Source organism: Pseudomonas sp. HY13-MNA-CIBAN-0226 (genome assembly GCF_040310305.1).
Classification (GTDB): domain Bacteria; phylum Pseudomonadota; class Gammaproteobacteria; order Pseudomonadales; family Pseudomonadaceae; genus Aquipseudomonas; species Aquipseudomonas gregormendelii.
In genome coordinates, this window is sequence record NZ_JBEOPS010000014.1 from 41,894 (window position 1) to 66,115 (window position 24,222).

At 62.4% G+C, this 24,222-nt stretch carries 22 protein-coding genes; 4 read left to right on the forward strand and 18 right to left on the reverse strand.

Annotated features, from left to right (window positions below; genetic code table 11):
- Nucleotides 1-49 precede the first annotated feature (49 nt).
- From AAEZ05_RS16585 to AAEZ05_RS16595, 3 genes are all read right to left on the reverse strand, one after another.
- Nucleotides 50-1,078 carry an SCO family protein gene (locus AAEZ05_RS16585; RefSeq protein WP_350598373.1) on the reverse strand — a complete coding sequence of 343 codons (1,029 nt, stop codon included), beginning with the start codon at nt 1,076-1,078 and terminating at the stop codon, nt 50-52.
- Nucleotides 1,075-3,813 (reverse strand): multicopper oxidase domain-containing protein, encoded by a 2,739-nt coding sequence (locus tag AAEZ05_RS16590; RefSeq protein WP_442963623.1) that lies wholly within the window; start codon nt 3,811-3,813, stop codon nt 1,075-1,077. The genes AAEZ05_RS16585 and AAEZ05_RS16590 overlap by 4 nt, the downstream gene beginning before the upstream one ends.
- A 253-nt stretch (nt 3,814-4,066) precedes the next feature.
- On the reverse strand, nt 4,067-5,515 hold the full coding sequence (locus AAEZ05_RS16595) for an ATP-binding protein (RefSeq protein ID WP_045058996.1): 1,449 nt from the start codon (nt 5,513-5,515) through the stop codon (nt 4,067-4,069).
- Nucleotides 5,516-5,796: 281 nt separating this feature from the next.
- On the opposite strand from AAEZ05_RS16595, the gene AAEZ05_RS16600 reads away from it, so the two are divergent.
- The 4 genes from AAEZ05_RS16600 to AAEZ05_RS16615 are packed head-to-tail and all read left to right on the forward strand — an operon-like array spanning nt 5,797 to nt 11,423.
- The gene (locus tag AAEZ05_RS16600; RefSeq protein WP_045058807.1) at nt 5,797-7,143 is read left to right on the forward strand and encodes a hypothetical protein; all 1,347 of its coding nucleotides are present in this window, start codon (nt 5,797-5,799) and stop codon (nt 7,141-7,143) included.
- 35 nt (nt 7,144-7,178) lie between these two features.
- Nucleotides 7,179-9,425, forward strand: a complete 2,247-nt coding sequence (locus AAEZ05_RS16605) for an Ig-like domain-containing protein (RefSeq protein ID WP_045058808.1) — start codon at nt 7,179-7,181, stop codon at nt 9,423-9,425.
- Between the two features lie 60 nt (nt 9,426-9,485).
- The gene (locus AAEZ05_RS16610) at nt 9,486-9,947 is read left to right on the forward strand and encodes a curlin (protein WP_045058809.1); all 462 of its coding nucleotides are present in this window, start codon (nt 9,486-9,488) and stop codon (nt 9,945-9,947) included.
- 27 nt (nt 9,948-9,974) lie between these two features.
- Nucleotides 9,975-11,423, forward strand: coding sequence for a curlin (locus AAEZ05_RS16615; protein ID WP_045058810.1), 1,449 nt, complete (start codon nt 9,975-9,977; stop codon nt 11,421-11,423).
- Nucleotides 11,424-11,863: 440 nt separating this feature from the next.
- Here the strand turns inward: AAEZ05_RS16615 and AAEZ05_RS16620 are convergent, their stop codons facing one another.
- From AAEZ05_RS16620 to AAEZ05_RS16690, 15 genes are all read right to left on the reverse strand, one after another.
- Complete coding sequence (locus AAEZ05_RS16620) at nt 11,864-12,730, reverse strand: CsgG/HfaB family protein (protein WP_045058811.1); 867 nt, start codon at nt 12,728-12,730, stop codon at nt 11,864-11,866.
- Nucleotides 12,731-12,757: 27 nt separating this feature from the next.
- Nucleotides 12,758-13,192 (reverse strand): curli assembly protein CsgF, encoded by a 435-nt coding sequence (locus tag AAEZ05_RS16625; RefSeq protein WP_045058812.1) that lies wholly within the window; start codon nt 13,190-13,192, stop codon nt 12,758-12,760.
- Nucleotides 13,189-13,581 carry a curli production assembly/transport protein CsgE gene (gene csgE, locus AAEZ05_RS16630; protein ID WP_045058813.1) on the reverse strand — a complete coding sequence of 131 codons (393 nt, stop codon included), beginning with the start codon at nt 13,579-13,581 and terminating at the stop codon, nt 13,189-13,191. Before csgE ends, AAEZ05_RS16625 begins: the two co-directional genes overlap by 4 nt.
- Nucleotides 13,578-14,117 (reverse strand): type II secretion system protein, encoded by a 540-nt coding sequence (locus tag AAEZ05_RS16635; RefSeq protein WP_045058814.1) that lies wholly within the window; start codon nt 14,115-14,117, stop codon nt 13,578-13,580. Before AAEZ05_RS16635 ends, csgE begins: the two co-directional genes overlap by 4 nt.
- A complete protein-coding gene (locus AAEZ05_RS16640; protein WP_045058815.1) occupies nt 14,092-14,466 on the reverse strand; it encodes a type II secretion system protein in 375 nt (124 codons plus the stop codon). The genes AAEZ05_RS16635 and AAEZ05_RS16640 overlap by 26 nt, the downstream gene beginning before the upstream one ends.
- Before the next feature lie 4 nt (nt 14,467-14,470).
- The gene (locus AAEZ05_RS16645; RefSeq protein ID WP_045058816.1) at nt 14,471-14,944 is read right to left on the reverse strand and encodes a type II secretion system protein; all 474 of its coding nucleotides are present in this window, start codon (nt 14,942-14,944) and stop codon (nt 14,471-14,473) included.
- Nucleotides 14,945-14,946: 2 nt separating this feature from the next.
- On the reverse strand, nt 14,947-16,779 hold the full coding sequence (locus AAEZ05_RS16650; protein WP_045058817.1) for a type II secretion system protein GspD: 1,833 nt from the start codon (nt 16,777-16,779) through the stop codon (nt 14,947-14,949).
- Nucleotides 16,776-17,294: a hypothetical protein gene (locus tag AAEZ05_RS16655; protein ID WP_045058818.1), complete on the reverse strand. Its 519-nt coding sequence runs from the start codon at nt 17,292-17,294 to the stop codon at nt 16,776-16,778. The genes AAEZ05_RS16650 and AAEZ05_RS16655 overlap by 4 nt, the downstream gene beginning before the upstream one ends.
- Nucleotides 17,294-17,842: a GspMb/PilO family protein gene (locus AAEZ05_RS16660; protein WP_045058819.1), complete on the reverse strand. Its 549-nt coding sequence runs from the start codon at nt 17,840-17,842 to the stop codon at nt 17,294-17,296. The genes AAEZ05_RS16655 and AAEZ05_RS16660 overlap by 1 nt, the downstream gene beginning before the upstream one ends.
- The gene (locus tag AAEZ05_RS16665; RefSeq protein ID WP_045058820.1) at nt 17,829-18,374 is read right to left on the reverse strand and encodes a PilN domain-containing protein; all 546 of its coding nucleotides are present in this window, start codon (nt 18,372-18,374) and stop codon (nt 17,829-17,831) included. Before AAEZ05_RS16665 ends, AAEZ05_RS16660 begins: the two co-directional genes overlap by 14 nt.
- A 1-nt stretch (nt 18,375) precedes the next feature.
- Nucleotides 18,376-19,179, reverse strand: a complete 804-nt coding sequence (locus AAEZ05_RS16670) for a hypothetical protein (RefSeq protein ID WP_045058821.1) — start codon at nt 19,177-19,179, stop codon at nt 18,376-18,378.
- Nucleotides 19,160-20,866, reverse strand: coding sequence for a GspE/PulE family protein (locus AAEZ05_RS16675; protein WP_045058822.1), 1,707 nt, complete (start codon nt 20,864-20,866; stop codon nt 19,160-19,162). Before AAEZ05_RS16675 ends, AAEZ05_RS16670 begins: the two co-directional genes overlap by 20 nt.
- Nucleotides 20,867-20,948: 82 nt before the next feature.
- Nucleotides 20,949-21,467: a response regulator gene (locus AAEZ05_RS16680; protein ID WP_045058823.1), complete on the reverse strand. Its 519-nt coding sequence runs from the start codon at nt 21,465-21,467 to the stop codon at nt 20,949-20,951.
- A 232-nt stretch (nt 21,468-21,699) separates the two neighbouring features.
- A complete protein-coding gene (locus AAEZ05_RS16685; protein ID WP_350648116.1) occupies nt 21,700-22,653 on the reverse strand; it encodes a peptidylprolyl isomerase in 954 nt (317 codons plus the stop codon).
- Between the two features lie 13 nt (nt 22,654-22,666).
- Complete coding sequence (locus AAEZ05_RS16690) at nt 22,667-24,217, reverse strand: cytochrome c/ABC transporter substrate-binding protein (RefSeq protein WP_350648118.1); 1,551 nt, start codon at nt 24,215-24,217, stop codon at nt 22,667-22,669.
- Nucleotides 24,218-24,222: the final 5 nt, after the last annotated feature.

A 24,222-nucleotide genomic window follows, 5' to 3' on the forward strand; every position in this document is an offset into this window, starting at 1 on the left:
TGTAGGTGGCAATCATTGCCTCCGACGGCCCAATGATGGTAAATCGCCGCTATTGTGTTTGTGCCGCCAGCGCCTGCTGGCGTTCGGTCTCTTGCGTTAGAAAATCAATCACCGCCTGGGCCGAGTTTTCATCCAGCCGCAGGTTGGGCATCGGGATTTTTTCGAAGCGTTCGAACAGCGCTGTGGCGATCGGGTCTCCCTCCGCCAGCATCCGGTCCGGCTCACGAATCCAGCGACTCAGCCAGGCCGGGTCGCGCTGGCGGGTCACGCCGATCAGGTCCGGCCCGATGCTGCGCATGCCAATGCCCTGGCCATCCTGCGGGCCAAGGCTGTGACACGAAGCACAGCGGGTGCGAAACAGTTCTTCGCCGGTGCTCGGCGGGCGGATCTGCGGCGCGTCGGCATAACTTTGTTCAATGCTCGGCTGCTTCCAGTTCTGCAAGGTATTGGCCAGTTGATCGGCGAGGATCCACGGATTTTCAAAGGGCGAGGCCTTCATCCAGCGGCCGGTTTCCTGGTTGCCGACGATCAGGCTCAGGTTGTGGTCCTTGTTGCGGCCGTTGTCGACGCCTTCGATGAACAGCCCGAGCTTGTGCCGAAGCTCGGTGACATCGTCGAATTCACCGGTCAGAAATTGCCAGCCCGGCCCGACCCTGAAGCGTTGCGCGTAGGCCTTGAGTACGGCGGGTGTGTCGCTTAGCGGATCGATGCTGATCGAATAGAAGAAGATGTCCTTGCCGACCCGATCCCCCAACAGCGTCTGGACCTGGCGCAGGCGCGCGGTTTCCAGCGGGCAGGAATCGCTGCAAGAGGTGAAAATGAAGTTGATCACCACCACCTTGCCCTTGATCAGGTCGTCGAAGAAATGCACCTGCTGACCGTCCTGGTTGGTCAGCAGGGTGTTGGGGAAATAATCGCCGCCCCAGGGCGTCACCGAGCCATTCGTCGCGGACGCCGCCTCGTGTGCCAGCAGCAACCGGCTGGCCAGCACGCAGGTCACCAGCAGCAGCACCAGGTGCATGCCCAGGGCCCGGGAGCGCGGCGTGTACAGTGGCCGGTCGACCGGTAGGCGGTTCATTTTTTCACCGTCACTTGCGGGCCGAAACCGTCGCCGGTGCGGAAGGTTGGCAGTGCGGCGGAGTTGACATAACGCACTCCGTCCCAGCTTGGCAGTGGCGTCGGCATCAGCTGCAATTGCCCGGGTTTTTCCAGGTCCCAGCGCAGCAGCATGGAGTTGTCTTCGTGCTGGGTGTTGTGACAATGCTCCATGTAGGTGCCGCCGAACTCACGAAAGTTGATCGCAAATTCCACGCTGTCCAGGCCGTCGTTCTCCGAGCCGATACGGTACACGTCCTTGCGCGCCCATTTTTCCCATTCAGGAGGCGCCTTGCCACCGCGACTGAGAATGATCCCTTCCTCGAAGTGCACGTGCACCGGGTGGCTCCAGCCCTTGCCGCCGGCCTTGATATTCCACACTTCCAGAGTGCCGAAACCGCTGACTCCAGCGTCGGTAGGCCCGGTTTTAAGCTGGATCGAGGTATTCAGGCGCCGCGGGTCCATGTGGAAGCCGAAACCGCCATCGGTCTTGACCGTCCAGGGCGCGGCATCAGTGCCGTCCGAGCGGCCGTAGGTGAAGGTGCGGTGACGGGCCTGGGCCAGCAGTACCTTGTCGGCGGCGTTGTCACGATGGATCTTCAGCGGAATCATCACCAAACCTTCCGCCTTGCCCGGCTTGGCCGGCTCGTAGGCTGCCGGGTCCATGGCCAGGTCCTGGCCGGTGTAGGCCTTGACGTTAAACTGGAGGATTTTGCCGACGCCCGGGTCACCCTTGTCCCACTGCGGCCCCTTGCTCGATTGTTTGAGCACCGCCAGGTATTTTTCCGACAGCACATCGCCAAGGGGGATTGGCTCATTCGGCCCCTTGCCGTCGTCGTGGGCCAGCAGGTTGACCACGAACAGCTTGTCCCCCGGCTTGATGCCGTTTTTCGCGAAGTTGACGATGATATCGAAACGCTCGGCGATGCCCTGGGTCGGCAGGATCGCATTGTGGTTCTGTTTATCGCCGTCGGCATCCAGGTCCATGCTGCCGTCAAAGGGCACGCTGTGCTCCATGATGTTGCCGTCGTTGGCAATCATGTGGAACGGCACCCGGCTGTAGGACACCCCGGAGTTTTTCGGCCCCTGGAACTCGCCGCTGCTGCCCTTGATTTCGCGCACGATGGCCAGCTTGAAGTAACGCGACACCGAGCCGTTGAGGACGCGCAAGCGATAGCTGCGGGCGCGTACATCGAGGGTGGGTTTCCACTGCCAGTTGACCAGGATCTGGTCGCCAAGGAAGCCGTCGGTGTTGAACGGGTTGAACCACAACTGGCCGGACTGATCCCAGGCCTTGTCGGCGATCACCAGGTTGACGTCGTAGTCGCGATTGCCCCACGGCAAGGCGCTGCCGCTGGGCAAGCGCAGGTTGACGCCGTCGTTGACCGACTCGTTGCCGCGGTCCAGGGCGCTGTAGTAGTTCATCATCGCCGCGTTGCCCTTGTAGACGTTCTGCGCGGTGAAATCGAGCATGTGGTCGTGAAACCAGTGGGTACTCATGGTTTCGCGCCAGTCGCCACGGATCTTGATCGTACCGTGGTCGCAGGTCTTGCGGCTGGGGGCCAGGTCGTTGGTCCAGAGGGTCTCGCCCGGCGAGCAGGGGAACGCCGCGCGCGGATCCTGGGCGTCGGTGTTGATGCTGTCATAGCCGGCCAACTGGATCGGCCAGCGATAGTCGTAGTACTGGCCGGGGAAGAAGAATGCATTGGCATAGCCATCGCTTTCCGCTGGCGCGTGGCCGTTGTGTTCGTGGGTGCTGATGGTGTGCAGGCCGAAGCCCATGTTGGCCGCCGGGTCGATGGGCAGGCCGTTGTAGTGCCTCATCAGGACGGGCTGGCCGTAGCGAACCATCAACAACTTGGGCGGCAGGGTGCCGTCGAAGGTCCAGATCGAATTGTGGTTCTGCACCGGCATGTTCGGGTGAAAGCGCGGGTCGACGCCCTTGGCGGTGCCGTCGGTGGCCGGTACGCCGGCCACGTTGTGGTAGAGCCCACCGGGGCCGAACTCGCCCAGCGCATAACCATGCATCTGCCGGCTGTCACGCAGCCCGCCATTGACCCGGGCACCGGTCTGCACGGTCTTGTAGGCCAGTTGCGGGTAGAACTCGTTCCAGCGCTGGTGGGACCAGCCCTTTCCAGGCGGGCGCCCTTCCGCCGACGAGCCGATATGCCGGTTGAGGAAATATTCGATCTGCGCCTGCCAGGGGTTGCGGTCCACGACGTTGGCGAACTGACTGGGGAACGGTGTCAGCCCCGGTTGACGCAGGAAAGCATCGAGCGCGGCGCTCGGAGGCGCACTGCGCGCTGCACTGGCGGGGTCCTGTTGCGGCGCCGGGCCGATAGCCACGGGCGGAAACGGCAGGGGCGCCGCCGGTGTGGTCGGGTCGAGCTTTTCCGGGCCGAATTCTTCGAACAACAACAGTTGCTGGGTAAATGGCTGGGCGCCAAACAGTGGGCTGGGCTTACCATTCGTGGGGTAGTTGAAACTGGTCTGCACCGTCGGCGGCAGGATGTTTTCCTGACGCGGCGTGTCGCGGCTGCCTTTAACGCCATCGGGCAAATCGAAGGAATCTTCGTTGGCCTCCGGCATGGTGAGGATCGCATTCAAGGCGCCGGCCCTGTCCTCGGGTTCGTCGTAATACGCCGAAGGGTCCGAGGGTTCGGGCTGTCGCTCGTCGTCGATCGGGCTGGCACGCAAGGAAGATGCACCCAGGGTCATCAGGAGGATGCCCACGGGCGTAAACCACTTGCAGGTTCGTTTGAAGGGGTACGTCGATTGCCTGTTCATCACCAGCCGCCTCACAGTCAGAAGGGGTACTGGTGGAATTGCAAGGAGCTCGCCATATTTGTAACAGATTAATACAAAAGAACTAACGCCATTCAATACAATGGCTTAACAACATCAATGTGCCATGACTGACCGAAGTGACTGGGGAATGGCACCCGCTAGCGGGGAAAGTTCATCCCCAGGTTCAGGGAATCAGCTTGAACCACAGGCGCACGCTAGTGCCCTCGCCTTCGCGACTTTCCAGCTGCACCGAGCCGCCAAAACGCTCCATTATCCGCTTGACCAACACCAGCCCGACGCCAAGCCCGCCCTGCTTGGTGGTGAAAAACGGGCGGAAGGCCATGGTGCGTTGTTCGGCGTTCATGCCCTTGCCAGTGTCGCTGATCACCACGCTGACGCTGCGGGCATCACCGGGATCCAGCCGCACGGTCAGGGTGCCCCCCTTGTCCATGGCTTCCAGGGCATTGGAGACGAGGCTGTTAAGTATCTGGTTGAGTTGCACCTGCTGACTGCGCACCATCGGCGTCTGTGTGGGCTCGAACACGACATTGATCTCGCCCTTGGCGATCTGCTGCTCGAACGCCGTCAGGCTGTCGTGCAACGCCGCTACCAGGTTCACCGGTTCCGCTTCTTCGCTCAGCGGGCGCAAGGATTGCAGCAACTCGCGCACCCACTTCGACATGCGGTCGACCTGGCCGATGATGTCGTTGATGTTCTTGTGCGCCGCGCCAGTGTCGAACTCCAGGGCCAGCTCGGCGCTGGAACGTATGGTCGCCAGCGGGTTGCGCAAACTGTGGGCAACCGCCGAGGACATCTCGCCAAGGGCCACAAAGGTTTCATTGGTGATCAATTGCTTCTGCTGGGTCGCCAGCAGATTCGCCGCGCGCCGCACGATCCAGTAAAGCCCCAGGTAAATCAGCCCACCGCCCAGGGCCGTGGCCAGCCAGATCAGCAACAGGCCACGCTGCATGCGATCAATCAGATCCTTGGGCTCCTTGTAGATCTCGACCATCGCCGTGACCTTGTCGCCGTCGGCATCGAACAATGGAATGTAGTTCTCGATAAAAATGTATTCCGGGGGAGTGACGAACTTCTGCTCCGTGCGGCTCTTGTCCACTTCGTGATAACTGGCGGACACGGGAATTCTGGAATTGAAAGCCTGGTCCAGGTCATCGTCGGTGTGGATGGAGGTGCCCATCAGGGACGGGTTGGTCGACCAGATCACCGTGCGGTCGGGGGCATAGATGTTGGCCAGAATCACGTCCGGCAAGTGCTCGATATGGTCGAGGAATTCGCCGCGGGCTTTGGCCCGGGCCAGAGGGTCGACGTCGGAAAAGTTGCGATCCTGACGCGGGTCAAGCAGCTCGCCCATGGTCCGCACATGCGGGATGGACACGTGGCGCACTTCGGCAGAAGCGATTGCCTGGATGAACTGCGAAGTCAGCAAGGCGTCACGCTGGACGCTTTCGGTAATCACGAAGCGTGTCGACACTGCCCCCAGGGCGATCGCCACCGTGCCGATCACAGCCATGCTGATCAGCGAAAACCAGCGCAGCAGGTTGAACGGCTGTTTGCGCGAGCCCAGGCGAACATCGCCCTGGTGGGACGCGAGTGTTTGAGTCGACCTGGCCATGGATAGCGTTCCGCACGAATTCCCCTATAGGGTTATAGCCCACCCGCCAATCTTTGCCCGATCCTGGGGGTGGCTGCCCCCCATTCCCCGCCGCCCCCATCTACCCCCAACTCTGGGGGCTGGGGCCCGATGGGATTTTGCGCAAGACGCCGCCCTCTCTCACCTGCACGCCCGTGCGCCGGGCCTATGCGGGGCATTTTCGCTTTCTGGTACGGAAGTTGCCGAAACCCCTCTCAACTGACCCATCCCCAGGGGACAGGTCTCCAATAGAGGGAATACTCATGCACCCTTTACTGTCCAAAACTGCGGCCGCCCTGGTCGTCAGTGCTCTGGCTCAAGGCGTCGCCCAGGCGGCGCTGTTTGCAGTCGATCCCGGACCCTATCTACCTGGCAACGGTGGCTTCGCCGCCTGGTATCAGGACACGCACGGTCGAACCCTCGACCTGTGCCTGTCCAAGGCGGTAAGTTCGCGGGTTCCCGGCGCGCCGGGCGCGCCGACCTACATGTGTAGCCTGCTGCCCACCCCCGGTGTGTTTGACGATGCGCAGCCCATCGTCTTCCCCAGCAACTTCCCGGACGAAGCCTTCTGGTTTACCGCCGACACGGCAATCGTCGACGCCGCACGGGGGATTAACCTGTCATTTGGCACGGCCATTGAAGCGGCCTTCGCTGCCGGAGACCCGATGGAAGGCGACCAGGTCAGCTTTGCCCGGGTGCGGATTCGCGTCGACGTGCCCCTCGCCGGCACCTACGTGATCACCCACCCCTATGGCGTCGATGTGTTCAACATCGACACCCCCGGGCGGCGTGCGATCAACATGACCCGGGACATCGGCATCGGCTCGCCAAAAACCTACGACGGCGCCCTCAAGGGCGATGTCGGGCCTTTTCTGCGCAGCGTCAACGGCCCCTACTCCGAGACCAACCCGCTGACCGGCAGCGCCGAACAGTTCGTCGGCGACCCCAACCTTACCGAAGCCGTAACCGGCAGCCCGTTCAACACCAACTTCGTGCGCATCGAAGGCCCTAACGGCCTGGACCTTCGTACAACGCTGTTTTCGATCTCGGGCAAATTGTCGACCTTGGTTCGCCCAACACCCATGATCGCCCAGCGGAGTACCTACTCACGCACCGCCGGTGAAAGCGCGCCGGTGGCCCAGCAGGACGTGTTCGTAATGGCGCCACCGCCACCGGCGAGCGTGACCCTCTCCAGCAGCACCCCGGTCCTGAACCTGAGTGAAGCCGACACCACCGGCAACTGGTACGCGCAGTCGTCGGCCAACCCGACCTTGCCGACCACCTTGCAAGTGACCGCCGACAACCACCTGGCCATTCCCAGCAGCACGCCGACCACCCTGCCCATGGCTCTGACCGACCTGGTGGTGATCCAGCGGGCCGAGTACAGCCTGAGTTCCGGGCAACTGACCCTCGTAGCCTCCACCAGCGATGAAACCTCGCCGCCAGTGCTCACGGCAACGTCAGGCAGTGGTGCCGCCATCGGCGCCCTCAGCGGCGAAGGCGCGGTGAAAACCCTGGCCACCGGTATCTCGCCGATTCCACCGTCCCGGGTTCGTGTGACGTCATCCAATGGCGGCAGCGACACCGAAGAAGTGGTCATCGTGCAATGAACGCTCACATGCCCAGATCCTCATCAGGAGGCATCATGAACAATTGGCCACGCCTGGCGCTCAACGCCCTGGGACTGACTCTATCGCTGTCCGGCAGCGCGTTCGCGCAACTCGCCGCCGTCGACCCGGGCCCTTATACCTTTGCCACGGGGAAATTCCCCATGTGGTACCAGGACAACAATCAACTCTCGATGGAACTGTGCCAGTCCCGGGCCGCCAGCTCGCGAGTGCCGGCCTCGGTACCGCCGGCCTACATGTGCACCCTGCTGCCGGAACCGGGTATTTACGATGACACCCAACCCATGGTGTTCCCGGACAACTGGCCACCGGAAGCCTTCTGGTTTCTCGCCGAAACCGCAATCCCCGATAACGGCGCCGGCTATGGCGTAGACGCCTACGTGGCCGGGATCGAAGCGGCATTCGCTTCAGAGAACCCCATAGATGGCGACCAGCAAAGCTTTGCTCGGATTCGCATCCGGGTGAACATTCCCACGGCGGGTGTCTACACCATCACCCACCCTTACGGTGTGGAAACGGTCAACGTGACGGCGCCTGGCCGTCGTGCGATCAACATCACCCGCGACATCGGCATCGGCGCACCGGGCAATTTCACCGGTGCGGTGAATGGCGCCATAGGCCCATTCCTGCGCAGCATCAACGGCCCCTATACCGAGGTGAACCCGGACACTGGTGGCGTGGAAACCTTCGTCGGCGACCCGAACCTAACCGAGCAAGTCACCGGCAGCCCGAACGACACCAACTTCCTGCGGGTCACGGGGCCTGCGGGCACCATCCAGACCAACCTCTTCACCGTGGCAGGCAAGGTACTTGACGCTCGTGCGCAAACTCCGGTCGAGTTGGACCGCGCGACTTACCGGCGCACCACCTCAGGTGGCAGCAGCAACGTGCGCGTCGAAGTGTTCGCCAAGGCCGGCAACGGTTCGTCCCTGTGCTTCCGAGAAAGCGTGGCGCTGGTTCCTGGACCACCGCTGTCGCCCTGCCAGACCAGCCTGCTTGGGGACAACACCGGGCTATTCTTCGGTCAACGCCAGGCCATTGGGCCGGTGCCTCCGGTCATAGTGGTCACCGCCTCCAACCCGGCAGGCACTACCCGGCCGACAGCCGTATCGAGCAAGCTCACCGACGTGGTGAAAATCCAGACCGCACGCTACAACTGGTCTAACCACAGCCTGCTGATCGAGGCCACCTCCACCGATGAAGTGGCCATTCCGGACATGGTCGCGCAAGGCTACGGACGCCTGTCGAAATCAGGCACCCTGCAGAAAATCACCATTGCCGACCTGACTCAGCCGCCCGCCGCGGTGACGGTAAAATCCGCGGCCGGCGGCAGTGACACCGAGCCAGTCGTGGTGGTCGGCAGCGCGCCGAACGCCGGCGAAAACCAGCCTCCGCTGGCCGTCGCCGACAGTGGCAGCACCAGCTTCGGCGTACCCATCACCCTCAACCTGCTGACCAACGACAGTGACCCCGACGGCAACGTGCCGCTGAGCATCACAGCGTTGACCCAACCGGCTGCGGGCCAGGGCACCGTGGCATTGAGCGGCGCAACTGCAGTGGTCTACACCCCCCCTGCGGTGGTCAATGCCCCGCTGACCACCACCTTCACCTACAAGGCCCAAGACATCAAAGGCCTGGCCTCGACCGCTCCGGCGACCGTGACCATCACCGTTGCGCCTAACCAGGCACCGGTGGCGGTGAACGACGCCATCGCCACCCTGGGCGTGGCAGTGCCGATCAACGTGCTGGCCAACGATACCGATCCGGAAGGCAACCTGCCGCTGGCAATCGCCGGCTTCACCCAACCACCAGCGACTCGCGGCAGTGTCACCAGTAACGGCACGGTACTGACCTACACCCCACCGGCCACCGTGACCACGGCTTTCACCACGACCTTCACCTACACCGTGCGGGATAGCTTCGGTGCTGTCTCAGCGGCCCCGGCGACGGTCACCGTGCAAGTCTCGCCACGGCCTGCGGCGGAGAACTTCACAGTGACCACGGCCACGGTGTCGGCACGCTCCAACAACCGCTTCACCTGGGACTTTGCCGGCACCAGCTCGGTGATCACCGGCAACACCATCACCGTCCAGGTCAGCACCCCGACGGGGCTGGTGACCCTGGGTACCACCACGGTGCCGGTGACCGGTCGCTGGCGGTTGACGGTCAGCAACAGCACCACGGTGATCCCGTCGGCGAACCCGACAGCCACCATCACCTCGTCCCAGGGCACCGTGCGTACGGTGTCGGTGACGGCGAACTGAGCCCTCGCCCCGTCAACTCCTCGAGTTGACGGGGCCAGCCTCTTCTCACAGGACAACGCCATGAAAACGTCGACCGCCACCCTGCTCTGCCTGCTTCTGCTCTGCAGTGGCGCTGGTGCGCGCGCAGACGACCTGATGGACAACGACGACCTGGCCCCCGCCACCGACCTCGGCGAGCTGCCACCGCCGGTTGGCCAGCAGGCGCTGATCGACCAGAACGGCCAGGCCAACGTTGCGCTGCTGCAACAGAACGGCCAGTCGCTGCTCGGCAGCATCGTCCAGTCGGGCAGTAATCAGGAGGCGTTCATTCTTCAGCAAGGTAACGACCTGATGGCCCTGATCACCCAGCAAGGTTCGGGCAATAACGCCGGCATCACCCAGACCGGCAGCCACAACCGCGCGCAGATCTCCCAGAACGGCAACAACAACGACGCCACCATCGACCAGGCCGGCACGGGGCTTTCCAGCGCCGTCACCCAGTCGGGTAATGGCATGAGCGTTTCGGTCAAACAATATCGCTAAAGCACTGCACTACCCGGAGGTTTCATCATGTTCAAACTGACGCCCCTCACCGCCGCCATCCTGGTCATTGTCAGTGCCCAGGCCATGGCCGACGACAGTGTCTCGACCCAGAGACAATTCGGTGATGCCAACATCGCCAATGTGAAGCAGACCCAGGCCCCGTTCAGCACCGCAACCGAGCAGCAGTTCGGCCAGGGTAACGACGCGATGGCGGTGCAGGACACTGCAAGCAGTAGCATCGACCAGAATCAGGTCGGTGATTACAACGCCGGCTATGCCGAGCAACTGTTCGAGGACGGCAGCACCATCGTGCAACGGCAGGTGGGTACGTTCAACAACACCCATGCCAGTCAGTCTGTTGGCTTGACCGGCAACGAAGCGCTGCAACAGCAACAGGGTAACGGCAACTTTTCGTTCATTTACCAGGACAGCCAGCAAGGAGCCTCGGGCCAGACCTTTCAAAACGGTGACAGCAACGTGGCTTACATCGAACAGATGGAAGTGGGCGATGCGAATGTCGCCACCGTGGTGCAGTACGGCACCGCCAACTATGGGACCGCCGAACAGGTCGGTCACTCGGGAGGCCAAATTGCGATCAACCAGAATGGCGGCGACAACTATGCCTACGGCGATCAGCGCAGCGGCGTTGGCGGCACCGTGACCATCAGCCAGTTCGGCGACATGAACGGCAGTGAAGTCTGGCAGTTCGGTCAAGCCGCCAGCCAGGTTATCGTCGATCAATACGGGCAGGCCAACGAAGCCATCGTCGACCAGAGCTTTGGGCAAAACAACTACGCCCAGGTCGTGCAAGTCGGCGACCTCAACGCCCTCTACGCCGACCAGTTCGAATCCATCGGCTCGACCCTGGCGTTGTACCAACAAGGCACCAACAACATCCACTTCACCTACCAGAGCGGCGACAGCCACGTACTCAATGCCAGCTCCGTAGGTAACGAGAACAAGGTCTACGCCAGCAACTGGAAAGGCCCACAATCCGGTGGCCAGTTCGGCACCAACCAGCGCGCCACCGTCAACCAGACCGGCAATGCCAACATCGCCAACTTCACCCAGACCGGCGCCGGTCACATCATGACCACCAACCAGAGCGGCCTGGGCAACAAGACCACGGTCAGCCAGGCCGAGTCCTACAACGAGCTGTACTTCGACCAGAACGGCACCGACAACATCCTCATCGCCGACCAGCGCGGCACCACCAACCTGATCCAGGGTTCCTCCACCGGCACCGGCAACAGCAGCGAGTTCGACCAGTCGGGCAGCGGCAACCAGGCATTCACCACACAGATGTATGGCAGTGACAACCAGATCACCGTCAAACAGGCCGACAGCATGAACGTGGCATATGTGACCCAGGGCGGAACCGGGAACATTGCCAATGTTGATCAGAGCGGCGTGTCGCAGATGGCGACGGTGCAGCAGTTTGGGGGGGCTAACCAGGCGACTGTATTGCAGCAATAACTGATAGGGGGGTACCAAAACCGCGGCCTGAAGGTCGCGGTTTTTTTGCTTGCGCGGTTCTGGTCTGCCCCAAAAATATCGAACATCAATCATGACTTTTGGAGGGCAGACCATTCTCCAGGAGCTGAATGTAGGAGCTGGATGTAGGCACTGACCGTAGGAGCTGACCGTAGGAGCTGACGAGTGAAACGAGGCTGCGATCTTTTGATCTGGTTGAGCCACCACCAAGATCAAAAGATCGCAGCCTCGTTTCACTTGGCAGCTCCTACAGTTTGGTCGCGTAGGAGTCGCGTGTGCACTGCAAATTCGCGTGGGAGCAAGGCTTGCCCGCGATGGTCTTTGAGTTGAAAGATGTGTTGGCTGACACTCTGTCATCGCGGGAAAGGCTTGCTCCCACAGTACTGTGACTGTGGGGTCAGGGAAGACTGGGGCTGCTTCGGTTACTCTTCCTCGCCTTCCGGTACTACGCGGTTCTGCGACAGGTAGCGTTCCATGGTTTCGTTCTGTGGCGGTGCCGAGTTGTCGCCGGCGACCTGCCACATTTTGCGTTCAATGCCCTGGGACAACAGGTGGCCGACCGCCGATTCGATGGCCGACAACACGCACAACTGCGCCGGCTCATTGGTGGTGTAGCCCACTTCGGCCTCGAGCAGTTTCTTGAACTCGATGAACTTGAACACTCCCGCACTGCGGGCCACGGAGTAGATGGTCTTGCTGGTCATCACGTTGGCCAGGACCTGGCCGCTGCGCACGTCCACCGCCCGCAGGTTGACGGTGACCTGGTCGACCCGATACTCGCGGGAGATGTCGATGCCCAGGTAACGGGCCCCTTCCCCGCCGCTGCGCACATTGGTGTCATAGGCGATGATGCCGCCTTCGAGCATCATGTTCGCCGCCTGCAACGGCGGCAGTTCCGCCTGGATGTTCATCGGCGTGTTCGGCTTCTTTTGCGAAGCGCGAATGATCTTGCGTTCGGTCAGCAGGTTCTGCAGCCCTTCACGCTCCAGCACCACGAACCAGCCGCTGGATTGCATGGCGTCCATCAGCATGCTCGCCGCACCCTGGGTCACGCTGGTGGAAAAGGAGCTGGCCGGGGTGGGTTTGTACTGCCCGGTCTGGTCGCGAAAACCGTAGACTACGGCCATCAAGCGGCCCTTGGGACGCGGCAGCTTCATTAAGTCGTAGTAGGTTGACGCCCTGGGTGTCAGGGTCGGGGTTTCGCTGTCCTGCTCGGCCGGCATCGGTTCGCGCAGGCTGCAACCCTGCAAGGCCGCCAACAGCATCCCTAGCACAATTATTTTTTTCATGTCCGTTACTCCCCATCAGTCCTTGGCTCAAGGAGCCAGGCCGTTCACCAGGATTTCCGAAATTTCGCCGGTCGCTCGGTCCGTCACTTCAATGGTCAGTGCGCCCGAGTCGTCGATGACGTTGACGATAAAAGCGTCGGTGGACAGGCTCCCCGCGTTGCCGGTGGAGATGTTGTCCAGCAACTGCCCCAGCAGGCGCGATTGCAACTGGCTGCTGAAGCGCTCGAGGGCCGAGGTGCCGGCGATCGCGGTGCGATCCTTGAGGTCCGGGTCGTCGTAGTCGTTCTGCGCCTGGGCGTTGTTAAGTAGCCAGGTGCCGTTCAGCGGGTTGCCGCCGAACGAGGGGTTGACCGGCGTGTACACCAGTTCAGTGGCCTGGACCACACCGCAACTGGTAATCCCGAGCAGCCACATGCCTGCCCACGCGAGGCCGCTGCGCTGCGAAAACAATGTCGTCTTCATAATTCGTCCCTCTCAAGGTCCGTGGTGTCTTGCAACAAGGCTTCCAGCTTGCGCTGGACAATCTGTCCGCGAACCCAGTCGGCGGCGTCATAAGCCTCGTCCTTGAGCTCCACGGTATTCGGCGGTAGAAAGCGCCGGTAAACCAGTCTCTGTTGGTATTCCACGGTCACCAGGCTGCCCCAGCGTGCCGAAGGTCGTTCGCGTACCACCAGGTTGAAATCCATCGGGCTGGTGGCTCGCAGGCGTTCACTGAACGAGTAGTAGAATTCGTGGCCGATGTGCGAGATCGTGTCATCGACGATGAAGCCCATCATTTCGTCCTCTTCCCCTGCCGAGGCGAACGGCAGCACCAGCACCAGGGCCATGGCGGCCAGCCATTGGCGGTTCATGGCTGCAACGCCCCGGGTGCGCTGGACTGACCTTTAGCCGGACCCGACGCGCCATCGAGGAAGGCTTTCTCGGCGACAAACTGCCAGTCCTTGTAACTGGCCATGCCGGTGAAGTCGGACCACTGGCTGGGGAAATCGACCTGTTTGAGCGGCTTGTCGGTAGACGGGCTGTTGAGGCCGGTGATGCGTCCATCGAAGCCCCGTTGAAGGCTCCACTCACCGCCGCCGATCGGGTCTGGATAGAGCTGGCGGATATGGTGCCTGGGCGTTGGAAAACGCTGGTCGTCCAACAGGTCCTCGAGCTCCTTGGGGTACTGCGCCAGGCCCGGCGAACTGCGGTAATAGCTGCGCAGCGCCTGTGCATATTGGGTGCCGACCCAGAGCAGCTGTTTCTCGCGGTCACGCCGCGATGCGGTCGACCACAGCTCGCCGGCGCTGGCCAGGCCCATGCCCATGACCATGATCAGGAACAACACGCCCAGGTAGGTGAAACCGCCCTCTGCGGACGGCCTACCACTCGGAATAAAGGCTGCCATCACGTGCCCTCCCTGTGGCTCCACTCTTGATGTCGGCAACACCGCCCGCCACACCCTCCGGCGGCGCGACCATGACCCAGGCATCCTTGCGCTCGACGATCGGGTCCATCGGTGGGTTACGCAGGTAACGCTGCTCGACCAGTTGCTCGATGGAGTCGGGATAACGCCCGGTATCGCCGTAATAGTGGTCCAGCGCCTCACGCATCGCCGACAGGCTCTGGCGCAGGGTGGTCTCTTTCGATGTTTCCAGGCTGTTGAAATAACGGGGCAAGGCAATGGTCATCAGGGTTGCGATGATTGCCATGACCACCATCAATTCCAGCAGGGTAAATCCCTTTTGCCGACGCATGATTTCACCACTCCCTATAGGCGACGCCGTTGAGCCCCTTGCCGCGAGCCTGGGAATAGACGTCAAAGACGTCCTCCCCCTCACGCGGGTTCTGGGCCGAACTGTCATAGGCGCGCAAACCCCAACCGCCCTCGTCGTCACGCTTGACCGACGCCAAAGGGTCGTGAGGAATGCGCCGTAAAAAGTAGAACTTGGCGCCCTTGGCACTGCGCACATCGCGCACGCCTTCCACCAGCACTTGCAGGTTCGGTGGGTAGCCGCTGCTGTTCAGCGACTTCTCGATGTAGCCGGCATCGAATGCGCGCTTGTAGGCATCGATGGCATCGCGAATCTGGTACAGCGCGGTGCGCAGGTCCTGCTCTTTGCCCCGGCGCACCACGGTCTCGGTCAGCGGCGCGGCCATGCCGGCCAGCAGGCCGATCAGGGCCAGCGTCACCACGACTTCGATCAGGGTAAAACCGCGTTGCGAGGCGTTCATGATCAAGGCTTCTCGACGACGACACGGGTGGCGACCACCGGCGTGCCCATGGTTTCGGTGCGGATCGCGGTGTCCATCGAGCGGTCCGGGGCCTGGATGTGCATGCTGGTTTCGGTGCCGGTAGGGAACTCCATGTCCGAGGGGCTCTGATATGGCAGGTTGCGCACGATGCGCGGGGTGATGGACAGCACCAGCTCCGATTTGCTGACGTCGTCGCGGTTGCTGCCGAACAGGCGGCCCAGGCCTGGAATATCGCCAAGGCCGGGGATTTTGTTGCCGTTGCTGCCATGGTCATTGCGCACCAGCCCGGCGAGGATCTGCGTTTCGCCGTCGTGCAGGCGCAAGGTGGTCTGGGCATTACGGGTGTCAACCTGAACCGGGATGGTGCCCTGGCGGGTCGGTTCCAGCGGGGTCGCGTTGCTGACCTCCAGGGCGATCTTGATCGCCACTTCGTTGTTCAGGTGCACGATGGGCTGCACTTCGAGCTTGAGACCGACATCCAGGTAGGTCACGCTTTCGGTGATCACCGGGCCCTGGGTCGAAGGCACCGAAGTGGCGCTGATGATCGGCACACGCTGGCCAATGTGGATGCGTGCCTGCTCGCGGTTGCTGACCCGAATCACCGGGCTGGCCAGGGTATTGATGTCCTTGTCCTGGGCGTTGATCTTGGCTTGGGGCGAAGGCGAAATCGAGATCCGGCTGGAGTTGATGCCTCTGAGCTGGTCGAGCACCGACACCGCCTGGCCGTCACTGGTGAGCACGCCAAAGGTATTGGGCCACTGCAAGCCGAGATCGAGGATGCGCTGGCGAGCGACCTCCATGACTTCCACTTCCAGCACCACTTCGGGGTTGGATTGGTCTTGCGATTGCAGGAGTTTTTCCGCCATGCGAATCGCGTCTTCGCTGTCGCGCATGGTCAGGGTGTTGAGGCGTTCGTCGACGAACACGTCGCGGGTCTTGAGCATGGTCTTGATCATGTTCAGCGCGGTGTTGGCATCGATGCTGGTCAGGTAGAAAGTGCGCATCACCAGCTCTTGATAGTCCTTGAGCTTCTGCGGCGAGTCGGGGTAGATCAGCAGGGTGTTTTCGTTCACCACTTTCTGGTGCAGCTGGTTCTGTTGCAGCAGCAGTGCCACGGCGTCTTCGATGCGCACGTCACGCACGAAGATGGTGGCTTTCATGTCCGGGCGCAGGTCCTTGTCGAAGATGAAATTCAGCCCGGCGACCTGGGACAGCACTTCGAAGATGGTCTTGAGGTTGGCATCGCGAAACTCCAGGGTCACCGGCCGATCGAGGCGAGTGCGCAGCTGCGGGTACTGCACGACGTTACGGCTCTGCACCAGGCGGATGCTGCTTTGCAGCTCCAGGGCGCCTTCGTTTTTCGGGTCCAGCTCGAGGATCTGCTTGACCTGGCGGTCGGCGGCGTAGATGTCGCCACGGCGCAGGTCGCCCCGGGCCAGCTCGAGTTTTTCATCCTGGCTGCGCATGTGTTCAAGCTGGCTCAGGGATTCCTGGGCGCGCCGGTTGTTCGGTTCGATGGTCAGTACCCGGCCATAGCCCATGCGGGCGGAGGCAAAATCACGCTGGGCGCGGTCCATGTCGGCCTGGGTCAGCAGCGCCGTCACCGCCCGGGCGCGGCTGCTGTTCAAGGCCAGGTGCAGCTCGGTATCACGAGGATTTTCGCGCAGGCCTTCCTCGATTCGGGCCAGGCCGGCTTCGTACTGTCCCGACTCAATCAGGTCGGATGCCTCCTGCTTGGCTACCTGCGCGGAACTGCACGCGGCCAATCCTGCACACAGGCAGACAAGGCTTATAAGCAAACGGGATCGGTTCATTGCGTGCTCCCCACAGACAGCGTCTGAGACAAATGCAAAGGCAGGTAAACGAAGCTCAGTTCCACATCGGAAATGCCCTCGATCCGCCACGTTTCGTCGATCACGTCCCCTTTGCGCACGACGTATATTTTTTCGCCGTTCTGCAGAAATACCTGCAGATCGGTACGGTCATCCAGCCTGCCCACGAACTGGAAAGGCATGGGCGGTGCGCTAGGGGCTTGCACCACCGGGGTGACGTTGACGGGTTGTTCGGTGACGACGGCGAGGGTCGGCGCCGCTTTCCAGCTGCGGGCGGCGAACAGGTCGCCGGCCGGGCTCAGGTCCTTGATCTGCACGGGTTTGCCAGCAGCGGGTGCAGCCGGCAAGGCGCCGCTAACCCTGGCTTTGGCCGGGCTGCCTACAACAGCGACGGTGTCGTCGCCCTCCTCAGTCGACTGGAAGAACTCGCTCCCCCAGGTGAGCGCTGCGGCAACCCCGAGGAATGCCAGCCAGCCCACTACGCGTTGGCTTTTCATCACGACCTCGACAGGTAAAGGGTCATGCGGATCCGCCCGGTGAGGTCGGTGTCGGCGATCTTCTTGCGCTGGAACTCCACGTCCTCTACCACCACGGCCGGCAGCTGGCCGAGCAAAGCGTGCAGGAAGCGCCGCAGTTGCGGATAGCTGCCGCGCACCGGCAGGAGGATCTGATAACGCGCCAGGTGGGTCTTGGGATCGATGCCCAGGGAGTATTCACCGCGGGCCAGGGTGATACGTTCCTGGGCGGCCAGGGCGTAGATCTTGTCGATGGCAACCGTTGCCTGGGGCTGTGACGGCAGCTTGCTGCGGAAGTCATCGAGCTGGCGCTGCGGCACCACTGGCGCAGCCACGCTGCCCTCTTCAACCTTGGCCAGGTATTCGCCGGCTTCCCGGGTCTGCTGGCTGAGCTGTTGCAGCGACTGCCAGTCCGGCAGCAAACCTGCCAGGCCATACACCAGCGCCAGCAGCACCAGGGCAATCCCGGCAAGCCCGGGCACACCGAGGCCTTGCAGGTATTCGTGGACGATCAATCTAGGGATTTGCATCGCCGATCTCCCAGGTAGCCGACAGGTTGAATTGCACCGGATGCTCCGGCACGTTGGCGACGATTTCGTGGCTCAGCAGCGACACATCGGACAGCTCGTCGCTGGCTTCGAGGCGCCGGTGGAAATCGAGCATCGCTTCCAGGTCCCGCGCTTCAGCAGTGATGCGTACCTGGCCCTTGCGAGCGTCGGGGGTCAGGGTCAGCAGGGCAATGTTGTCCCGGGGCATGCTTTCCAGGGTGGCGAACAGGTGTTCCCAGGGGCGGCGCAATTGCTGCGAGACCTTGCGCATTTCGGCCAGGTTTTGCGCCTGTTCGCGGATCTGCGCCGGGGTCAGGCTGAGCTTGGTACCCGTGTCACCGGTCAGTACTCGCTGGGCCGTTTGCAGATGACCTTGCTGCTGGCTGGATTGGTCGCTGACGTGCTGGCCGAGCGCCACGCAAGTCAGCGCCAGTACCACGCCGGCGGCCAGCAGGCTCCAGCCCAAAGGACCGGAACGGCGACGTGGCTGGAAGTCGAGCATCAGGGCGCGCATGTCAGGCCACCGCCCGGGACATGACGTACAGGCTGTCGCGTACGGCTGTCCGGTCCTCTTCAAGGGTGCGCAGGTGAACACCCGGCACCTCGGGGTGCGAATCGATGCGTGCCGGCGCATGCAGGTAAACATTCAGCGGGCGGTCGCTGGTGGAGGCTTGCAGCTGGCTTTCGCGACCGATCAGCGCCGCCAGCGCGGCATCGCTGTCACTGCTGCCCACCGAACGCACCGACGCCCAACGCCCTTCCCGCGCCACCAGCAACACGCTGCGCACCGGCTCGGCGACCACGAAGAGAAAATCGCCGGCGTCAAAGCTCGAATCGAAGTGATTAAAAGCGGCCATCAGGTAGGGCTGCACCGAACGCAGCTTCAGGCCCCGGGCGCCGGCCAGCGTACGCAGGCGCTCGAGCAGGTCCTGCGGCAGCGCGGCAGCGATACGGTCGTAACCCGCAGGCTCGGCCGACAACACCAGGTTCCAGGGCTGAGTCGGCACACCGTAAAGGTCTTCGAAGCACAGTTGGGCGAAGCCACGCAGTTCCTCGGGGCTGTTGATCTGATCGCTCCACGGCACCAGGCAGAAGCGGCTGAAGTGCCCCGACACGACCACGCTCAACTGCGCACCGGCAGCGGCATGTTCGCCCAGCAGGCGGTCCAGGGTTTCCAGAGCGACGGCCCAGGCATGGAAGCCTTCGTCGATGAAACCGACGCTGCCAAGCCACAGGGTGTCGCTGCCCTGGCGCCGGCCCAGGCCAACGCCACTGGCGCCGAGTACGGCGACAAAACGATCACGAGACAAAAGTGACACGATTGATCTCCTCAAGCGTGGTCCGCCCTTCCTGCACCAGTTCCAGGGCCGACTCGCGCAGCAGGCGCAAGCCACGTTTGCAGGCATGGGCCTTGATTTTCGAAATCGGCTGGCGCTCGACGATCATCTGCCGCAGTTCGTCGTCCAGGTGCAGCAGCTCGGCGATCGCGGTACGCCCGCGATACCCGGTGCCCCGGCAGTGGCCGCAGCCCTTGCCGTGCACGAAGTGGAAATCGGTCACCTGCTGCGGGTCGAGACCCGAGAGGTGCAGCTCGTCGTCAGTGGGAAAATGTGGCGCGCTGCAGCTGGCGCAGACCAGGCGGATCAGCCGTTGGGCCAGCACCGCGTTGAGCGCCGAAACCAGGCTATAGGGGTCGATTTCCATCTGGGTGAAACGGCCTATCACGTCGAATACGTTGTTGGCGTGGATGGTGGTGAACACCAGGTGCCCGGTGAGTGCCGATTGCACGGCGATCTGCGCAGTGTCCGGGTCACGGATTTCGCCGACCATGATCTTGTCCGGGTCGTGGCGCAGGATCGAGCGCAGCCCCCGGGCGAAGGTCAGGCCCTTCTTCTCGTTCACAGGAATCTGCAGCACCCCCGGCAGTTGATACTCCACCGGGTCTTCGATGGTGATGATCTTGTCCACGCCGTGGTTGATCTCGGTGATCATGGCGTAGAGCGTGGTGGTCTTGCCGCTGCCGGTGGGGCCGGTCACCAGCACCATGCCGTAGGGTTCGGACGCCAGGCGGCGCAGTTGGCGCAGGGTTTCGTCTTCAAAGCCCAGGGCCTGCAACTGCACGCCACTGACCTTGTCGGCCAGGTCCTGTTTGTCCAGTACCCGCAGCACCGCGTCCTCGCCAAAAATGCTGGGCATGATCGACACCCGAAAGTCGATCTGCCGCCCGCTGATACCGATTTTGAAACGGCCATCCTGGGGCACGCGTTTTTCGCCGATGTCCAGTTCAGCCATAACCTTGACCCGCGAGAGCACCTGCTCGGCGAACTCAGTGCCCTGGATCTTGCTGATGTTGTTGAGCACGCCGTCGATGCGGTACTTGATCACCAGGCCGCTGCCGGTGGTGCCCAGGTGGATGTCGCTGGCGTGCATCTTCAGCGCGTCGTAAAGGGTAGAGTTGACCAGCTTGACCACGACGCTGGCGTCCTCGCTGATGCTGGTCAGGGACAGGCTCTGCAGCTTGTCGATTTCCACCCCTGAGTCGGCCTGGGCATTGAGCGATTCAACCGCATGGAAGCTTTCCTCGTGGCGGGCCAGGTAGGCCTTGAGGTCGTCGGCGTGCACCAGATAGAGCGGCGCGCCGTGCAGGCAGTCGTCGATCCAGGCCAGGCGCGCGCTGTCGAAGGGGTCGGCGAACACACCAATGACCGTCTCTTCGTGACGCAGCAGGATAAATTCGCGCTTGAGGCATTGGGCCAGGGTGACCCGGTCGAATACCGGGGTGGCCTTGAATAGCGTGTCGGTGTCGAGCACCGGGTAATGCAGGGTGGTGCCCAGGCATTCGATAAACGGCATGGGGGCCAGTTCACACAACACCCCAAGCGCTTCCAGCACCCGTTCGCCGGAAGTGGCCGCGCGGGAGCGGGCCTGGGCCAGTTGTTCACTGGAAAAACGCGACGGTACGGTGTCCAACAGCGCCGGTTCTACGGCTAGGGATAGACGGTCCATGGCATGCTCTCCAACGCCGGGGGCTTTGAGCCCTGTCGACGCGGCGAGCAGTTACGGAGGTCCGGAACGACTTGTCGCGTCATTACTCCCCGGTGAGCAATTGTTCGTCGTCTGGTGCCATGGAGTTCGAGTTTCTTCGGCGATCCACCAGCACCCAGCTTCCGTCGTACAACTGCAGCGGGAAACTTTCGGTCCTGCTCTGGCGTCGTTCGACGAATCCTGTAGCAATGTTCGTTCGGCGCTCCATCCCCAGAAGGTCACAAACGGCCCGAGCCAGCTCCGCCAAAGGAAACGGCTTGAACAGGATGTGACTGACTCCAAGTTGCCGGGCCCGCTCACAGACTTCAGCGGTTGGGTGCCCTGTAATCAGTACACAATGACAATTCCTGTTCTGGCGGACTTGTTCGAGAACGTCAAAACCTTCCATATCGGGCAAGCGGTAATCGAACACCATCACATCGGGGGCAAAATCAGCGGCTTCGCCGATGGCTTTGGCACCGTCGTGTGCTATCCGGACTTCCAGCCCTTGCGCCTGCAGGTAATCCTGGAGGTTATGTGCGAGGAGCTGTTCGTCTTCAACAACCAGTACTTTGTTTAACAAGGTGGACTCCTTGTAACCGCAGGTCCGAATCTCGAACCTGGCAGAGTGCCGCCTCAATCAGGCTAACGCACACTTCATGCCAGACTCGGCGCGGAAGTTTTCACCACTGCATGTAGTTGATATTCATGAAAAACCTTTTTCGCCCGAGCACACCACCGCGAAGTGCCCCCCAAAGCCGGGGCAAGTGCACGGATTCACCCTGAAGCTTTTCCCCATTATTGGGGAACAATCTTCAATCGTCGTCAATCCGTTCAATTCGATTGCTCGAGCGCAACTTCGCAAGCACTTCGCCACGAATGGCAACCTGTTGCTTTCGAGCAAGGTAAGCCCTGACCATTTCCAGTCCCTGTTCTTCTGAGACATCGGCGGGCTCGCTGCGGTTCTGTAAATAAATGAGGTGCCAGCCCACCGGGGTGCGTACCGGCTCGCTGAGGTCACCAGGAGCCATGGCAAAGGCTGTCGCTTCGAATTCAGGGAACATGCGACCCTTGGGGAAATAGCCCAGGTCCCCGCCGCTGCTGGCGGAAGCATCCTCTGAAGCACTTTTGGCAATACTGGCAAATTCGGCACCGTTAACGATTTTCAACCGCATGTCTACTAAGCGTAGACGCGCTGCTTCAATTGTCGCGGTATCTGCGCCTTCAGGTACCTTCACCAGGATATGCCGCGCCTGTACTTCCTCGGGCCGGCCCATTTCGCTGCGGTGTTCCTCGTAAAAGGCCCGCACCGCTTTCTCGTCGGGCCCGGCCACCGTGGTCAGTTCGGCAAACACTTGTTGCGCCGCCATGTCACGCCGGGTGTACTCGACGAAGCTCGCTTCATCGAAACCGGCATCGTTCAGGCGCCGGGCGAACACCTCGGGGCCGCCGATGGCCTGGCGAGCCTGGTCGACCTGGCCCTGCACCTGTGCGTCGCTGATCACCACGCCGCGCTTGACGGCTTCCTGCCACAGCAGTTCCTTGTCGATCAGGGCATCCAGGGCCTTTTGCCGCAGTTGCTTGTAGGCCTTGGGATTGCGGATGCTGCCCAATGCCCGGCCCTGATCCTCGAGGAACTCGGCGAAATAGCGTTCGAGGCGAAACTCGGATATTTCCTCGCCATTAACCTTCGCCGCGATCGGGCCGGTGCTGGCGTAACTCACCGGCACCGACAGGGTCAGCAGGAGCAACCAGGTGTTGAGTTTCATGATGAACCTCCGTTCAGGGCATCGCTGCTATCGGTCTATAGGGCGCTACCAGGTAGAAACGCTGGTCAGGCAGATCCACGGTCACCACATGGGCGCCGCTCAGGCCCTGGCGGCGGCCAGGGCCAAAGCTGATCAAGGGCGTCAGCCCGGTATCGAAGTCATGCAGGCCTTCGAGGGCGTCGACCAGCTTCTCGCGGCTGGTGTCGCGCCCGGCCTGTTTCAGGCCCTCGCTGAGCAGCAGCATCGAGCTGTAGGCGCCCACTTGCAGCACCGCGTGCTGGCCGCCCAGGCCCTGGTTGGCGCGCACCTGCGTCAGGGCCAGGCGGCCAGCTACCGTCCAGTCGCTGGGCACAAACGGATACGCCAGGAACACTCGCCGGGAAAAACCACTGGGCACTTGCAGCAGGTCCCCCGCCACCTGGTTCGAGGTGGCGAACAGATACGGCACCTGCCCGGCCACTTGCAGGCGCTCGGCCAGGCGACTGAAACCGGCGCCGCCGCCCAGGTAAAACACCGAACGCGAGCCTAGCGGCACTTCTTCGCTGGCCGGGTCGTAGGCTTGCAGGCGTACTTTCTGCCAGGCGTGATCCTGCAGATACCGGCTCAGGTTCTGGGCCGCCAGGCGCTGGCCGGCTTCGTCCGGGTAAGTGATCAGCGTGGGCCCCTGCAGCACTTTGAGCTGTTCGGTGGCGTAGTCGGCCAGGGCGATCAGTTGCTCGCGCAAACCCGGCAAGGGCTCGAAAATCTGCCGGCTGGCCTGGGCTGTTCCCAGCAGCGACAAGGGACCGATCAGCGGCACGCCGGCGCGTTCCAGGCGAGTTGCCAGGTCTGCGTCCAGCGCCGGCACCAGGGGCGCGATCAGGGCGAATACCTGTTCCTGGTCGATCAGGCGATCCAGCGCCTGCTCGGCACTGGCGCGGTCCGGCCCCGGGTCGAGAATGGTCAGGCGCAGCTGCCGGCCGTGGATGCCGCCGGCTTCGTTGATACGCGCCACACTGCCCTTGAGCACCGCCGCGACGGTGGTGCCCTCCTCGCTCAACGGCCCGGAACCTGGCAACAGCGTACCCAGGTGCACGGTGGCCGGGTCGAGGCCGGGGTCGCGGTCTTCGGCCACGCGCTTGAGATAGGCGGTAAGGTTGCGCTGATCGTTCATCGACATGACAAACCTGGGCATCGCCGGGTCGAGTCGATTGTCGCCGGGGTCGCGGCCTTCCTGAATTGCTTTGGCCAGGCTGGCATCGGTATAGGCCGGATAGTCGCGGCCGTTGACCTGCTGCTGACCATAGGTACTGCTGAGACGCGACCAACTCAAATCCGGCGGTCGCACCCCGCCTTCGGGTCGTCCCACGCCGTCGGCGCCATGGCAATTGGCGCACGGCAGGCTGGTGGCGGGCAACAGCATGCCCGCCGCCCCGACTCGCGCCATGATGGGCTCGCCACTGGCCGACAGCCCCTCGCGATACAGCCGTTTACCGGCACTTTCGCTGGGGGTGAGCGGCAGCGCCTGGACGCCGAGGTGCACACCGCAAAGAAGCAGCAGGCTGAGGACAAGGGACGTTTTCATGGCGC

What these genes read in the sequence shown, in the direction of transcription:
- AAEZ05_RS16610 (WP_045058809.1), top strand. Translation starts at nt 9,486, where the DNA reads ATGAAAACGTCGACCGCCACCCTGCTCTGCCTGCTTCTGCTCTGCAGT.
- AAEZ05_RS16690 (WP_350648118.1), bottom strand. Translation starts at nt 24,217, where the DNA reads ATGAAAACGTCCCTTGTCCTCAGCCTGCTGCTTCTTTGCGGTGTGCAC.
- AAEZ05_RS16620 (WP_045058811.1), bottom strand. Translation starts at nt 12,730, where the DNA reads ATGAAAAAAATAATTGTGCTAGGGATGCTGTTGGCGGCCTTGCAGGGT.
- AAEZ05_RS16655 (WP_045058818.1), bottom strand. Translation starts at nt 17,294, where the DNA reads ATGAAAAGCCAACGCGTAGTGGGCTGGCTGGCATTCCTCGGGGTTGCC.
- AAEZ05_RS16645 (WP_045058816.1), bottom strand. Translation starts at nt 14,944, where the DNA reads ATGAACGCCTCGCAACGCGGTTTTACCCTGATCGAAGTCGTGGTGACG.
- AAEZ05_RS16600 (WP_045058807.1), top strand. Translation starts at nt 5,797, where the DNA reads ATGCACCCTTTACTGTCCAAAACTGCGGCCGCCCTGGTCGTCAGTGCT.
- AAEZ05_RS16590 (WP_442963623.1), bottom strand. Translation starts at nt 3,813, where the DNA reads ATGACCCTGGGTGCATCTTCCTTGCGTGCCAGCCCGATCGACGACGAG.
- AAEZ05_RS16675 (WP_045058822.1), bottom strand. Translation starts at nt 20,866, where the DNA reads ATGGACCGTCTATCCCTAGCCGTAGAACCGGCGCTGTTGGACACCGTA.
- AAEZ05_RS16635 (WP_045058814.1), bottom strand. Translation starts at nt 14,117, where the DNA reads ATGGCAGCCTTTATTCCGAGTGGTAGGCCGTCCGCAGAGGGCGGTTTC.
- AAEZ05_RS16605 (WP_045058808.1), top strand. Translation starts at nt 7,179, where the DNA reads ATGAACAATTGGCCACGCCTGGCGCTCAACGCCCTGGGACTGACTCTA.
- AAEZ05_RS16615 (WP_045058810.1), top strand. Translation starts at nt 9,975, where the DNA reads ATGTTCAAACTGACGCCCCTCACCGCCGCCATCCTGGTCATTGTCAGT.
- AAEZ05_RS16685 (WP_350648116.1), bottom strand. Translation starts at nt 22,653, where the DNA reads ATGAAACTCAACACCTGGTTGCTCCTGCTGACCCTGTCGGTGCCGGTG.
- AAEZ05_RS16660 (WP_045058819.1), bottom strand. Translation starts at nt 17,842, where the DNA reads ATGCAAATCCCTAGATTGATCGTCCACGAATACCTGCAAGGCCTCGGT.
- AAEZ05_RS16595 (WP_045058996.1), bottom strand. Translation starts at nt 5,515, where the DNA reads ATGGCCAGGTCGACTCAAACACTCGCGTCCCACCAGGGCGATGTTCGC.
- csgE (WP_045058813.1), bottom strand. Translation starts at nt 13,581, where the DNA reads ATGAACCGCCAATGGCTGGCCGCCATGGCCCTGGTGCTGGTGCTGCCG.
- AAEZ05_RS16650 (WP_045058817.1), bottom strand. Translation starts at nt 16,779, where the DNA reads ATGAACCGATCCCGTTTGCTTATAAGCCTTGTCTGCCTGTGTGCAGGA.
- AAEZ05_RS16640 (WP_045058815.1), bottom strand. Translation starts at nt 14,466, where the DNA reads ATGCGTCGGCAAAAGGGATTTACCCTGCTGGAATTGATGGTGGTCATG.
- AAEZ05_RS16625 (WP_045058812.1), bottom strand. Translation starts at nt 13,192, where the DNA reads ATGAAGACGACATTGTTTTCGCAGCGCAGCGGCCTCGCGTGGGCAGGC.
- AAEZ05_RS16585 (WP_350598373.1), bottom strand. Translation starts at nt 1,078, where the DNA reads ATGAACCGCCTACCGGTCGACCGGCCACTGTACACGCCGCGCTCCCGG.
- AAEZ05_RS16665 (WP_045058820.1), bottom strand. Translation starts at nt 18,374, where the DNA reads ATGCGCGCCCTGATGCTCGACTTCCAGCCACGTCGCCGTTCCGGTCCT.